The 13,518-nt window shown below is 40.7% G+C and carries 11 protein-coding genes; 2 read left to right on the top strand and 9 right to left on the bottom strand.

Going from position 1 to position 13,518, the window contains the following annotated elements:
• Positions 1-64 precede the first annotated feature (64 nt).
• The 9 genes from CD03_RS0110575 to glyA form a co-directional block, all read right to left on the bottom strand.
• Positions 65-868, bottom strand: coding sequence for a response regulator (locus tag CD03_RS0110575; RefSeq protein WP_027293605.1), 804 nt, complete (start codon positions 866-868; stop codon positions 65-67).
• Positions 849-2,201: a sensor histidine kinase gene (locus CD03_RS0110570; protein ID WP_027293604.1), complete on the bottom strand. Its 1,353-nt coding sequence runs from the start codon at positions 2,199-2,201 to the stop codon at positions 849-851. The genes CD03_RS0110575 and CD03_RS0110570 overlap by 20 nt, the downstream gene beginning before the upstream one ends.
• Before the next feature lie 589 nt (positions 2,202-2,790).
• Complete coding sequence (tsf, locus tag CD03_RS0110565) at positions 2,791-3,723, bottom strand: translation elongation factor Ts (RefSeq protein WP_027293603.1); 933 nt, start codon at positions 3,721-3,723, stop codon at positions 2,791-2,793.
• Positions 3,724-3,894: 171 nt separating this feature from the next.
• A complete protein-coding gene (gene rpsB / locus CD03_RS0110560) occupies positions 3,895-4,638 on the bottom strand; it encodes a 30S ribosomal protein S2 (RefSeq protein ID WP_027293602.1) in 744 nt (247 codons plus the stop codon).
• Between the two features lie 275 nt (positions 4,639-4,913).
• Positions 4,914-6,173, bottom strand: a complete 1,260-nt coding sequence (locus CD03_RS0110555; RefSeq protein WP_027293601.1) for an ABC transporter permease — start codon at positions 6,171-6,173, stop codon at positions 4,914-4,916.
• Between the two features lie 11 nt (positions 6,174-6,184).
• Positions 6,185-8,353: a Cna B-type domain-containing protein gene (locus tag CD03_RS0110550; protein WP_027293600.1), complete on the bottom strand. Its 2,169-nt coding sequence runs from the start codon at positions 8,351-8,353 to the stop codon at positions 6,185-6,187.
• Positions 8,350-9,039 (bottom strand): ABC transporter ATP-binding protein, encoded by a 690-nt coding sequence (locus CD03_RS0110545; protein ID WP_027293599.1) that lies wholly within the window; start codon positions 9,037-9,039, stop codon positions 8,350-8,352. The genes CD03_RS0110550 and CD03_RS0110545 overlap by 4 nt, the downstream gene beginning before the upstream one ends.
• Before the next feature lie 17 nt (positions 9,040-9,056).
• A complete protein-coding gene (locus tag CD03_RS33155) occupies positions 9,057-10,556 on the bottom strand; it encodes an efflux RND transporter periplasmic adaptor subunit (RefSeq protein WP_044289296.1) in 1,500 nt (499 codons plus the stop codon).
• Positions 10,557-10,702: 146 nt separating this feature from the next.
• The gene (gene glyA, locus CD03_RS0110535) at positions 10,703-11,941 is read right to left on the bottom strand and encodes a serine hydroxymethyltransferase (RefSeq protein ID WP_027293598.1); all 1,239 of its coding nucleotides are present in this window, start codon (positions 11,939-11,941) and stop codon (positions 10,703-10,705) included.
• Positions 11,942-12,118: 177 nt separating this feature from the next.
• Between glyA and CD03_RS0110530 the strand changes: the two genes are divergently transcribed.
• Together CD03_RS0110530 and CD03_RS0110525 are read left to right on the top strand one after the other, a co-directional pair.
• The gene (locus CD03_RS0110530) at positions 12,119-12,388 is read left to right on the top strand and encodes a DUF1294 domain-containing protein (RefSeq protein ID WP_027293597.1); all 270 of its coding nucleotides are present in this window, start codon (positions 12,119-12,121) and stop codon (positions 12,386-12,388) included.
• An 11-nt stretch (positions 12,389-12,399) separates the two neighbouring features.
• Positions 12,400-13,506 carry a hypothetical protein gene (locus tag CD03_RS0110525; RefSeq protein WP_027293596.1) on the top strand — a complete coding sequence of 369 codons (1,107 nt, stop codon included), beginning with the start codon at positions 12,400-12,402 and terminating at the stop codon, positions 13,504-13,506.
• The last annotated feature ends 12 nt before the right edge of the window (positions 13,507-13,518 follow it).

Raw genomic sequence — 13,518 nt, 5'->3', positions numbered from 1 at the left:
CCCGAATTATGATCCATTCGGGGGTTTTACTTTAAATAAACTGATATGCAATTTTACAATAGATTTACATTATCTTTTTTATCCGGTTCTCCAGATATCCAACGGTTGTTTCTGCCCATGAATACTGGGTCATGTATTGTCCCATATACAGCTTAAATGCTGCTTCTTTATGGTTGAGCAAATGGTAAAAATCACAATCAATTTTCTCAGTATCCACAGCAAAACTATTTCTGGTCTTTATAACGATATCACCGGCATTGATATTCCCCAGAGTCTTCATAAGATCTGAAATCAGATTGCGGAACTGGCTGCGCATAGCAGGGGTATCTTCTTTATCTTCCCACAATATCGCACACAGTTCTCCTGTATTTGCACTGGCACCTTTGCGATCCACCAGATATGCAAAAAGTTCTTTTGTTTTTGTATAGCGGAATTTCAGCGGTTTTTCCCCGGCAAAAACTTCAAAACTGCCAAATGTCTGTACCCGTATCAGGGGCGCTGTTTTAATTGAGACGGGATGCCGCAGATTATTCAGCTCTACCCGCAGTTCTTCTGCCCGGACAGGTTTCATCAAATAACCGCTGGCATGAAGTCTAAGAGCCTCCATCGTGTATTTGGAATAGCCGGTTACAAAAATAATGTTAACCTGTGGGCAGAGGGCTTTACATTTTTCAGCCAGCGCCAATCCACTGTAACCATCCAATTCAATATCCAAAAAGGCAATATCTACTTTGTTGTCTGCAAGAAACGCAAAGGCCGCATCCGCTTCTGTAAACGGCGTAACATCTGCGTCCGGCTCTGTCTCCCTCAGCACCTTGATAAAGCTATTTAATGCCCGGCGTTCATCATCAACGGCAATTATTTTCATATGCCTCTGTCTCCTTCTGTGGTAAAATAATTTTCGCTTTGGTACCGGCTCCACGCTCACTTTCAATCAAGAGTGAGCCTTCACACTGCATGGCCAGGCGATCCCGTACATTATCGATGCCGACATGGGTTCGTCCGTCTGTCTTTGTTTCATACACATCAAATCCCACACCGTCATCCGTAATATCAATAACCACATCATTTCCAATTTTGCGGCTTTGTATCACCAAGGTGCCTCCTCCTTTCTTTTTGGTAATGCCATAACGCACGGCATTCTCAACAATCGGCTGCAAAGTCAGGGGCGGCAGTCGGAAATCCATATATTCCAATGCCCATTCTACATTTAGTTTTTCTTCAAAACGTATTTTTTCCAAATATAAATAATCTTTCACATGCTCGATTTCTTTTCTGAAAGGAATTAGTCTGGTGTCTGCCAGCGAGTCCAGATTCCCCCGTAAAAAATATGCAAAATGTTCCAGTGCTTTAGATGCCATCTCCGGTTCCGTATCACACAAATCTTTGATTCCGGTCAATGAATTATACAAAAAATGTGGCTGTATCTGGGAAAGCATAATGGAAATGCGGCTCTTTTGCAATTCCAGTTCTTTCTCCATAATAGCGGTGTGAATTCTTTCGATCTCCAATTCCTTTTCACTAAGCTGATTGGCCTGCTCTGCCTGAATCAAGATATAAATACTGACTGCAACCAGAGTGTTAACCACGTGGAGAGATACTGCACCGTAAATAAAAATATGGCTGCCAGCAGCTGCCAGAGGCAAAACATAATATGCAGAAAAAGCGATTTTTTCCTTAATGTTCAGAATATGCCTAAACTTTATCACCATCCAAATGCCGGGAAGCATAGCCACCATGCCTATGGCATTGGAAAGCCAGTAGAAATTTCCCCGATGATAAACATTAATCCCATCGATGAAGTAATACAGCGGCACAAACTGGGATATGAGCAATAAAACAATTCCCACGCCAATAATTAACCAGCATGTCTGGGCTTCTCTGGTTACTGCTCCGCCCCGTTCCCCGATATATGCCGTAAAATAATTGATAAACGTACCAATCAGCAGGAAAGAAAACAAGAACATAAACAGATTGGAAGAACGGACCAGCAATTCTCCCCCTATCCCCTGCCATCCGTCAAACAGCCAGGAAGATATATTTGCAATCTGCAGGAAAATGTTACACAGCAGCATCTCTATGTACAATTTGTCCAGTCGGCTTTGCTTTTCACGATAAACAACCAGACATAGTATTATGATTAAAGAAATCAGCCCTCCAAAAGTCTGCAGCGCGGTATTCACAACTACTTGTATGTTCATAGAAATACTCCTTTACTATAAACGCTCCTAATATGATATTAATTTTCTCAATAAATCAATGAAGTTATTTTAGCATCTGTTAAAAAAAATGTAAAGAAATTGATATGTATGATCTTTGCAAAAATTGATATGTATGATCTTTAATCAGAATGACCGGATGGTATTCTGATTCAGAAAGTTCTGTAAAAATAAATAGTGTCTCCGGCACTTCAACTCCCCTGGGCTCAGTCATGAGGAGTTAGGGGGGTGGACCATTATGAAGAGATATAATATCTATTACATCCGCGTCACGACCTTGATGACGATGAATTCAACGCAAGTCAAACTTTCTTATTACATGAAAATAAAGGGTACATTGCTTTCACAACATACCCTTTCCTTCATTCACGTTTTCCCTACTATTTTAAACAACAAGTAATCTTTGCATTAAGAGGTTGGGTAAATCTCTCTACCCAATCGCCCACCTGATTTTTACCCAAAATACTATGATATTTTGTGATATCCTGCAATCGTTTATATCACTTGCAAAATCAGGAAAAAATGTGAAAATACGCTATTTTTATAGTCTTATATCACTCTAAAAAATGATTTAGTTACCCATCTGCTTTGCAACTTCAGCAGCAAAATCTTCCTGTTTCTTTTCGATACCTTCGCCAGTTTCGAAACGAACAAAGCTCTTGATTGTAATTTTAGCATTGTTAGCTTTTGCAACAGAATCCACATATGCTTTTACGTTCTGTTTTCCGTCTTCTGCTTTTACATAGATCTGATCTAATAAGCAGATTTCTTTTAATTCTTTGTTAATACGTCCCATTACCATTCCGCTGATGATCTTGTCATTCGCATCCGGTTTTTCATTTTTAGCCTGAACAGTTAAAATTTCTTTTTCTTTTTCGATGTATTCCTGGTCTACTTCATCTCTGCATGTATATACAGGTTTTAAAGCTGCAGCCTGCATAGCTACGTTTTTAGCCATTTCTTTAATATCATCGTTAACAACATCTGTTTCAACATCTACTAAAACGCCGATCTTTCCACCCATATGTGTGTAAGATGCCACGAATCCGTTTTCTTCTGTAACCTGTTTAAATCTTCTGATGTTCATGTTTTCGCCGATTACTGCGATCTGTCCTGCTAATTCTTCTTTAACAGTCTTTGTAGTATCAGCTTTCCAAGGTTCTTCCATGAATGCTTCGATATCTGCTGCATCTGTAACCATAGCCTGTGCTGCTACTTCTGCAACGTATGCCTGGAATTTTTCATTCTTTGCTACGAAGTCTGTCTCAGCATTAACTTCAACTACAACTGCTTTCTTATCATCATCAGATACAAGAACTTTACAAAGACCTTCTGCTGCGATTCTTCCTGCTTTTTTCTGAGCAGTAGCAAGTCCTTTTTCTCTTAAGAACTCAACAGCTTTGTCCATATCGCCTTCAGTTGCTGTAAGCGCTTTTTTACAATCCATCATACCAGCGCCTGTCGTTTCTCTTAATTCTTTTACCATTCCTGCGGTAATAGCCATTTTATTCTTCCTCCTGAATTTGTATTTATTATTGTAACTATCATTTGCGTTAATATTCAATTCAATTGAAAATAACTGCATAATTACATTAGTTTCTATTTTAAAATTCTACTTTACTTAAGAAAGTGCGCACTAAATTAGTGCGCATTCTCCGTTTTCTATGATTATCGCTTATGCTTCTACTTCTGTTTCAGCTTCTGCATCCATGAATTCTTCAGCAACATCTGCTTCTGCACCCTGGTTTGCTTCAATAACAGCATCTGCCATTTTAGAAACGATTAATTTTACAGCTCTGATTGCATCGTCATTACCCGGGATAACGAAATCAAGTTCTTCAGGATCACAGTTTGTATCTGCAATACCGATTAACGGAATTCCCAGTGTATGAGCTTCCTGCACACAGATTCTTTCTTTCTTAGGATCTACTACGAAGATTGCATCCGGGATCTTCTTCATATCTTTGATGCCGCCCAGATTCTTCTGTAATTTATCTAATTCTTTCTTTAATGCGATAACTTCTTTTTTCGGAAGAACATCAAATGTTCCATCTTCCTGCATTGTTTCAATTTCTTTTAAACGGTTAATTCTGCTCTGGATGGTTTTGAAGTTTGTAAGCATACCGCCTAACCATCTTTCATTTACAAAGTACATGTTACAACGTTCAGCTTCGCTTTTAACAGCGTCCTGAGCCTGTTTCTTTGTTCCTACGAACAAGATTGTGCCGCCTTCTGCTGCGATGTCAGAAACTGCCTTGTAAGCTGTGTCTACCATACCTACAGATTTCTGTAAGTCGATGATGTAGATACCGTTTCTTTCTGTGTAAATGTACGGAGCCATTTTAGGGTTCCATCTTCTTGTCTGATGTCCAAAGTGAACACCTGCTTCGAGTAACTGTTTCATTGAAATTACGCTCATGTTTTTTTCTCCTTTTTGGTTAAAATCCTCCGTGCATTTCACTCTTCCTCCAAAACCGGACATTCGGCACCGTCTTCGGAATCCATGCACGTGTGTTATTTTTTGCCTATGTAGTATAGCATATTATGGCAGCGAAAAGCAAGGACTTTTTCGAATAATTCGAAATATTTTGTAATATGTTCTGGGATTTTGCATATAACGAAAAAAATCCCTCCAAAGCAGCAGTGCTTTTTATTTTACACATACTGCTTTAGAGAGATCTGCTTTAATAAAACTTATTCATGACGCAGCGCATCGATGGGATTCAGCTTCGCCGCTTTTACAGATGGCAGCAGACCAAAGATGATTCCGATCAGCATCGAGAAAATAACTGAGCCAATTATTGCCGGAACACTGATTGCCACTGGAATCTGCGATATCTTGGAAATCGCCTGGGCAAGTATAATTCCTGCAATAACACCTATAATTCCTCCAAGACTGGTCAACACCGCTGCTTCCGTTAAGAACTGTCCTAAAATACTCTTTTTCTTGGCACCGATTGCTTTCTTTAATCCAATTTCACTGGTACGTTCCGTAACAGATACCAACATAATATTCATTACACCGATACCACCAACCAGAAGTGAAATACTTGCAATCCACAGGAGCTGGTTATTTGTTGCGGCACTCAGCTCTTCTTTTTCCTTTGCAATCTGCAAAACATCGGAAGCTTTGTATTTAATATTATCTGTATTGGTAACGGACGCATTTACAATGTCGGCACACTTCTTACCAATACTGCTCATGTCATCCGTATTTTCTGCCTTCATTACTATATTCTGAGGCTCGTCATACTGATATGGAATACACCATGATGAAGTCGTAAGGTAAACAATACCACTTGCTTCATTTCCTTTATAGTTGCTATAGTCCTCCATAGAATTAATAACAGGTTCAAATTGATCACTCTTAACCACCACACCAACTACGGTGAATGGCTCACCTTTTATTTCTATGGTTTTTCCAAGCGGATCTTCATCCTGAAACAGGCTTGTAGCCGCCGACTCATCCAGGATTGCTACTTTACGAAAATTTTTGTAATCTTCTTCTAAGAATGGGCGTCCCGTTTTCATTATGTAACCGCAGGTGGCGAAGTAATCCAAATCAACTCCGTAGACTCCGCCTCCGTCCAAACTGGTATTCTGATGGTAGATTCCATCTGCATACGCTCTTCTTGTATATAATGATACTTTTTCAACGCCGCTTATATCACTTATTTCTTTTTTCGTCTCTTCCGAAATTACCGGCACGCCCTTAGGAAGGGCGTCGTAATCGGACAGGGAATAATCATCCCAGTCACCCTGGCTTAAGCTTACCGTAACGGTATTATTACCCCCGCCAATCAGGTTCTTTTTAATCTGCTCATTGGTTCCCTGGATTGTGGAAACAATGGATATAATAGATGCGATACCAATGATGATACCCAGCATGGTTAAAAATGACCTCATCTTATGTGACCAGATGCCCTGAAAGGACAATCGTATATTCTCTAACACTGTTCCACCTCCTAGTACATCATTTCACTGGTGTCATCAGCATCTTTTACTTTTGCACCGTTCTTAACATTTTTACCATATGGGAATGAGATCTTATCTTCGTTGGTTAAACCTTCTTTAATTTCAATGTACTGTGAAAATAATGTTTTACCTGTCTTTACAAACTGCTGCTTCAAACGGTTATTCTCGTCTACCTTGTAAACGTAGCTCTGCCCGTTTTCTGTTCTTACATAAGCCTTATATAAATAAATGGTATTTGCATTTCCCGAACCGCCGCTGATTGTGATCTGGGCAGATTCATTATTGCTCAAACCATCTGCTGATTCAATATAAGCCGTAAATGGATAGTATGAGGAATTAGAGTTTCCTTCACCAAAACCATAGCTGTTGGAATCCTCAGGATAAGGAGATATTTCTGTAATCGTAGCTGCAAAACTAATCCCGCTTTCATTACCCATTCCCTGGACAATATCGCCTTTTTTAATTGTATCCAGGTTCAGTTCACTGATTGCCCCTTTTACATACAGTCCTTCATCACTGGTGATTACAACGAAAGCTTTTCCGTCAACTTCTCCAACATTTGGATCACCAACGCTTTTTACAACGCCGTTGATTGTAGATGATATGGTTGCCTCATTTACTTCTCTTCTGGACTTTTCAATCTTCAGACTGGATTCTCTTTTATCCAGTTCCAGTTTCCGGATCTCTGCTTCTTTTTCCTTAATTGCCTGTTTTAATTCGTCTTCGGTATAGCCTTCATCAAAATCTCCCGGATCACTCCAGTCAACATCTCCCGGATCTCCCCAATTGCCGTTTTTATCATCGTCTTTGGGAGGATCATTGATATCAGTTTCCTGCTTTTTGATTCCATCACTGGTAAATACCCAGGAAGTTCCCGGCGCATAACCATGGGTGACCTTGATCGTTCCGTCAAAGCCAATGGATTTAATAAATCCTCCTGTCAGAGAATCTGCCTCACGTATTTCTAATTTCGCGTGATATCCGCTTCGGATGGATTTTTCACCCTTTTCATCAAATCCCAGCATTTTATTAATAAAGGAACCTTTGACTACCGTACCGTCCTTACAGAAGAATACATAGGGATTTTTCTTTGTTCCTTCTCCCTTATATGGCTCTGATTTGTAATCCAGAATATCATAAGGTTTAATTGTTGCTGCGGGTGAATCTGCCGGTTCATTGTAATGATAATTCAAGGTAAATGTTCCAGCCGGCTTTTCTTTCATAATCAACGAATACTCTGCTACCTCTTCTCCTTTAACCGAATAAGTTCCGGATGGATCTAAGTTTGTAAACGTTGCACTCCATTTATTATCAGCCGTTAATGTTTTTACATCTGCTTGTTTATCACCATTCATCAAAGTAACTTTTACCCCGGAAGGATAATCAGCCAATGCATTGGTACCATGATCCCAGCCGATATTCACAATAATGCTGTTTAACTCAGCCGGAGCATCTGTCGATGGTGTCTCCGTTTGCTGATTTGTCTCTGTTGCCGGCTCCTGGCTGTCTGTTGGTTTTGTTTCCGGAGCATCCGTACTGTCTCCGCTTTCACTTGGTTTGGTATCCGGCGTACTGGTATCGCCAGTATTCCCGGTACTGTCTGTATCATTTGTGCTGCCCTGCATCTGACTCATAGATGCTGTAACAAAATTTTCTGTCAGGATTGCCTTTGCTTCATCTCCCGGTCCGTCATCGTCATCGGAATCATCACTGGGACCCTGATTTGGTATATTGTGATTTGCCTTAGCTGAATTCGGAAGAGGTGTCACCTTTTTCAATTTTTCCAGGTCATTTTTCGATCCCTGTATTTTTAAATCCAGTGTCTTTCCATCCAGTTCATACATCTCCAGATTCAGTTCCATAAGGGTTGTATCATAAGACAAAAGCTTATCCCCTACCTTGACTTTATCGCCTTCTTTTACATATACCTCATTTACAATCTGATCGGAAGCCAGATGTACTTCCTGACTGATATCAGATACAATATTGGCATATAGCGTGCTTCCGTCTCCCATCATACCCATTCCCTGAAACTGAGAAACCGGAATGACCTCTACCGGATCACCACCTGATTTTACTACTTTAAACACACCAAACCCGGCGGCACCAACTACAAGGACAGAAGCAATACAGATACCTGCTATGGTAATTTTTTTCACTTGGTAACCTCCTTTGGATTGCTTTCAGAGAGTTCTCCGTCAAATATATATACCGTCCTTTTTGCACACTGTGCAATCCCCGGGTCATGGGTAATCATAACAACTGTTACCCCTTCCTCATTTAGCTTTTCAAATAACTCCATTACCTGTTTGCTGGATCTGGAGTCCAAAGCGCCTGTAGGCTCATCTGCCAGAATTATCTTCGGATTATTTACCAAAGCTCTGGCGATTGCCACCCTCTGCTTCTGTCCGCCGGAGAGCTGCGTGGGTTTGAACTCTATACGATCTTCCAGCCCAACTCTTTCCAGTGCCTGTGCCGCTCTCTTCAAACGTTCTTTCTTATGCACGCCTGCGTAAATCAACGGTAATGCTACATTTTCAAGAGCACTCTGCCTTGGAAGCAGCTGAAAGGTCTGAAATACAAATCCTACGCTCTTTAAACGCACATCCGCTACAGATTCCTCTTTTAGTCCCAGTACATCCTGTCCATCCAGCAAAAATGTTCCTTTTGTCGGCTTGTCAAGACAGCCGACAATATTCATAAGCGTTGATTTTCCGGAACCGGAAGGACCCATAATTGCAACATATTCACCTTTTTCTACATGAAGGCAAACATCCTTTAATACCGGGACAACCATTTTGCCCTGAATATAATCTTTATAGATATGATCTAACTCAAGAATCACTTTGTTGCCTCCATTTCTTAATTGCCTGCTGAAGCTGGCGCAGAACCATCACCTTCAATCGTTACAGGTCCCGGCGATACTACACTTCCTTCAACGTCATTTTCATCCATTGCATCATCAGCTCCATCATCATCACCTGGAGCAATTTCTGCATTGCCGCCTTCGTCGCTGCCATTAAACTCCTGAACATCCATGCTGCCGGATACGCCATTTCCTGCATCCATTCCGCCATCCATGCTTCCTCCCGGCATTACGCCTTCACCGCCCTGAAGATCTTCTGCTCCGCCGCCGCTGCCTTCATCTGAATCATTCTGTCCTGACAGATCGTTGATATTTCTGGTTACCGGAGCCCCTGCTTCTATCGTATCATCCGGATAAGCAATGTAATCTTCCGCAGTCAGTCCCTCTGTAATCTGATATTTCTGAAGATCCTCATCAAATTCTCCAAGAGTTACTTTTCGTTTTTCCAGTTTATCTTTGGAGTCTGCTGCCCATACATAGGCTTCTTCCGGTTTTTCTTCATCCATGACCAGATAGTAGCTGTCCAGCCAGATTCCATCTTTATGATCTTCCTGCCCATTATCCATTTCGATATAAACGTGCTGACCCAGCATTAAACCATCAGCTGAATCCAGAATTACATAAAATGGATAATTGCTGGAAGATGTCTCAGAACTTCCACTGCTCATATACATACTGTTCTGGCTGGATTCCGGCTTGTCTGTTTCTACTGACGTTAGTGTTCCCTTCCAAGTTTTATCCTCATCCACTCTGGAACGGATAATAACCGGATTGCCTTCAATTATGGAAGACATATTCTGTTCATTGACTTTTCCTTTTACACGGTAATCCCCGGTAGCCAGTACCGTCATAAATGGTTCTGCTTCGCCGGTACTCGTTGTTGCAGTACCATCCTTATTAATGGACTTTACAACTCCGCCGATTTCACTGAGTACATCCGCATTTGCAATGGTCTTTTTCAGATTTTCAATTTCCACTGCTTTCGTTTTCTTTTCATACTCTGACCGCTTTACAGAGTTCTGGGCTGTCTGGATCTGTGTTGTATAGCTCAGCTGTTCATCTGCACCAGCTTCCTTTTTCTCCTTCTCCAGCTCAGCAATATTATTATTAGCCGTATCTATATCAGACTGAATACGTTCAAGATCAATCTGAGACTGATTCAGGGTATCTTCAGAGTCCTGGGTATCATAGGTAAATAACTTATCCCCTACTTTAACCTCCTGCCCCTCTTCTACATAGATTTCTTTTATTTTCTTATCCTGAGAAACTTCAATTTTCCAGGTTTCCTGGGGTTCTACAACACCGGAATATCTCCCGTTCAGACCATCCCCGCTGGATAGACCTGCAAGATTTGCCACGGAATCCACATATACGACATTCTTACCTGAAGCTGAGCCTGTCCCTCTGAATTTGAAAAACCATATCGCTAAACCTATTACTGCCAAGACAAGGATAACTGCTATAACAATTATAAGTTTCTTTTTCTTCTTATCCATCGTTTTCCTCCATAAATCCATAATAATGTTGATTATACCACCTGCCACTAAGCGTGTCATTAAGAATTCATTAAATTCACATAAAATTCAAAAACCACCTTTTCCTGATTTACTGCCTGTTCAGGAAAAAGTGGTTTCTAATTAATCTATGATAATGGATATTTTTCGGTCAGGCTCTGTACAAGTGCCAATGCTTTATCATGGTTTTCTTCCGGTGACTGAAGCATCATTGCAATAGCTTCAGCAATGATATCCATATCAGCTTCTACCATACCTCTGGCTGTTACTGCAGGTGTTCCAAGTCTTACACCGCTTGTTACAAATGCCGACTGGGGATCATTTGGAATTGTATTCTTATTGCAGGTGATATTAACGCTGTCTAAAATTTTCTCAACTGCTTTTCCGGTCTGTCCAAGAACGGATAAATCAACCAGCATCAGGTGATTATCTGTACCTCCGGATACAATCTTAATACCACGGCTCATCAGACCTTTGCTCAGTGCCTGGGCATTCTTAACAATATTTTTCTGATATTCTTTATATTCATCGGATAATGCTTCTTTAAAGCAGACTGCTTTTGCTGCAATCACGTGCATCAGAGGTCCTCCCTGAATTCCTGGAAATACTGCTTTATTGAAGTTGAATTTTTTTGCTGTTTCTTCACTGCATAAGATCAAACCACCACGTGGTCCGCGAAGTGTCTTATGGGTTGTCGTTGTTACAACGTCAGCATATGGGATTGGGCTTGGATGAACTCCGGCTGCTACCAGTCCTGCAATATGTGCCATATCGACCATCAGATATGCATTTACTTCATCTGCAATCTCCCGGAATTTCTTAAAGTCGATGGTTCTTGCATATGCGCTTGCACCTGCAACGATCATTTTCGGTTTTGATTCCAGGGCAATTCTTCTTACTTCTTCATAATCGATAAAGCCTTCATCATTTACCCCATAAGGAACCGCATTAAAATAAGCTCCGGACATATTAGCCGGACTTCCATGTGTCAGATGTCCGCCGTGTGCAAGATTCATTCCCATCACGGTATCTCCTGGCTTTAACATTGCAAAAAATACAGCCATATTAGCCTGTGCTCCGGAATGGGGCTGAACATTTGCATAAGTACATCCAAAAATCTCTTTTGCTCTTTCTATGGCCAGAGTTTCAACAACATCCACACATTCGCATCCGCCATAATAACGCTTACCCGGATACCCTTCTGCATATTTGTTTGTCAGCGGGCTTCCCATTGCCGCCATTACTGCTTTACTAACCCAGTTTTCAGATGCTATCAACTCTATATGGCTGTTTTGCCGATCCTGTTCTGCTTCGATTGCCGACGCTACCTCTGGGTCTACTGACCTTACTTCATCCAGTGAATACATATTCAATCCTCCTAAGATATTTTAACACATTGCAGTATTAATATATCGGTTTTTTCAAAAATTGTCAAGAGGTTTGACAATCTGCCCTTTTTCGTATAAACTATAGTAGATGACACAGATTCAGTATGAGATGAAACTTATTACTAAATTTGTCAAATACTGTCGAAAGGATTTCACATGTACTCAATTACAACATTTTATCTTATTCTGATCAATCTTATTGGTTTCCTTTCCATGGGTCTGGATAAGAGCAAAGCAAGGCGCGGCAAATGGCGCATAAAGGAACGGACACTATTCCTCATTGCTCTGGTTGGCGGAAGTACCGGTTCTCTGTGCGGTATGTATTTTTTTAGACATAAGACAAAACACAGATCATTTGTTATAGGAATCCCTGCTATATTAATTTTACAGGCAGCCGGATTCGTTAGTTACTATTTTATTTTTTAAAGGAGACTCCCATGAAGAAATATTCCATCAGATTGTTATTGTCTGTACTTTTTTTATGTGTGATATTTGTTCCGCTCTCAGGCTGTACGGACAGTGCACCCAAAAAAACCGTAAAAAAAGAACTTAATCTGATCCAGCATCTGGATGAAAATACAATCAAGTCTTTCATTTCCTATGAAGACATGATACATACTCACTCCAGCTCTGAAGCAATCAGCCCGGAAGCAACCGAATCCATTAAATTATTTTTCAAGAACTTCACTTACAAAATTAAATCGACAAAAATTGACGGCGATCATGCGACTGTTGCCGTCGAAATCAAAAATCTTGATACAAATGCACTGGCCAAGGATCTTTGCAAAGCCCTCATTGCCCAAAGTGCTTCCTTAGAGAACGAATCCCAGGAAATCTCCGGTTTAACTCCCTACTTCACTTTATTACACAATTTTCTATCCAAGAACAGCTATGACCTTATCACTACAACTGCAGAAATCCCACTTACCAAAAACGATGATAACTGGTCTATCGATAATTCACCTGAATTAGAAGATGCCCTGGTCAGCGGTTTTGTTTCCCAGTTAAAAAACCCTTACCTGATTACACCGGAAGAAGTTCTATCCATATACATGGAGAGCTTTAAAAAACTGGATGCAAAGGGTTGGATACAGTATCTGGGAATGGAAGATATTTTCGCCACCGGAAATGCTCTCTATCCGGAAATCGACCTTGCATTGGCAGACCAGATCGAAAAATATTTTGATTATAAGATACACACTTCCACGCAGGACGAAAATTATGCAACTGTCAATGTGGATATTACCAGTCTGGACTTGGAAAGTGTACTTCATACATACCGGGATCTTCTTATGAAATATGCCAATACAACCGCTGCAATAAGAGCAACGGATTCGGAGTTGTCGGACAAGACCTCCAAGTATCTTTTAGAAGCGTTAAAAGCTAATAAACAGGCAATTACCAAAAATATAGACCTAAAGCTGACAAATGACGGGTCAAGCTGGGTTCTTCAGCTGAATGACGGCTTTTCTGATGCCCTTCTTGGAGATATCAGCGCTGCACTTTCCGCATTCAGCCAGCCGGAAAGTGAAGAAAATTCATAATGTAATAAAAAA

The sequence above is a fragment of the Robinsoniella sp. KNHs210 genome (genome assembly GCF_000686105.1).
Classification (GTDB): domain Bacteria; phylum Bacillota; class Clostridia; order Lachnospirales; family Lachnospiraceae; genus Robinsoniella; species Robinsoniella peoriensis.
The sequence above is the reverse complement of the archived record's forward strand: the minus strand, read 5'-3'. Positions and strand labels throughout refer to the sequence as shown.

Coding starts and splice junctions, on each gene's coding strand:
- CD03_RS33155 (WP_044289296.1), bottom strand. CDS start 10,556: ATGGATAAGAAGAAAAAGAAACTTATAATTGTTATAGCAGTTATCCTT.
- CD03_RS0110575 (WP_027293605.1), bottom strand. CDS start 868: ATGAAAATAATTGCCGTTGATGATGAACGCCGGGCATTAAATAGCTTT.
- tsf (WP_027293603.1), bottom strand. CDS start 3,723: ATGGCTATTACCGCAGGAATGGTAAAAGAATTAAGAGAAACGACAGGC.
- rpsB (WP_027293602.1), bottom strand. CDS start 4,638: ATGAGCGTAATTTCAATGAAACAGTTACTCGAAGCAGGTGTTCACTTT.
- glyA (WP_027293598.1), bottom strand. CDS start 11,941: ATGTATTCACTGGATGAAGTAAGGTCAGTAGACCCAGAGGTAGCGTCG.
- CD03_RS0110525 (WP_027293596.1), top strand. CDS start 12,400: ATGAAGAAATATTCCATCAGATTGTTATTGTCTGTACTTTTTTTATGT.
- CD03_RS0110570 (WP_027293604.1), bottom strand. CDS start 2,201: ATGAACATACAAGTAGTTGTGAATACCGCGCTGCAGACTTTTGGAGGG.
- CD03_RS0110530 (WP_027293597.1), top strand. CDS start 12,119: ATGTACTCAATTACAACATTTTATCTTATTCTGATCAATCTTATTGGT.